Below are 396 nucleotides of genomic sequence, written 5' to 3' on the forward strand. Positions count from 1 at the left end.
AAATCACTTAAATCTACAATAGTTATATCCTATATATTTTCAATTAAACTTTTCTTGATTGTTTTTATAAACTCGCTGGTAACCTTTTTTATTTCTAAATATTTTTCAGATTTTTTGTTGGTTGGCTCTTGTAAGTATAGTGCTCTATTAATTTCAAGCATTATCGTTTGAACATTTTTATTTTTATTGAAATGCGCTAAAGGCACAATAGAACCTTTATACGGCCAATCTATTCCTAATGTAAATCCCGCTTTTTTAAAAAACTCAACTGATAAATCTATTAAATGTTTTGGTGTATGAAAATCGTCAGTTCCAATATTAAAATCAGGCCGTTTTGAATTCTTGTTCAGATCTCTTTTCAACGGGATACTTGGATATGAATGACAATCAATAATT

The 396-nt window shown here is 27.8% G+C and carries 1 protein-coding gene; it reads right to left on the minus strand.

All coding sequences use genetic code 11. The annotated features are described in order from the left end of the window. Positions 1–29: 29 nt before the first annotated feature. Positions 30–396, minus strand: a 367-nt coding sequence (locus tag J1M86_RS25630) for an N-formylglutamate amidohydrolase (protein ID WP_206511879.1), incomplete at its 5' end; no start/stop codon positions are given.

Source organism: Rhodococcus sp. KRD197 (assembly GCF_017168235.1).
In the GTDB taxonomy this organism is placed as follows: Bacteria; Actinomycetota; Actinomycetes; order Mycobacteriales; family Mycobacteriaceae; genus Rhodococcoides.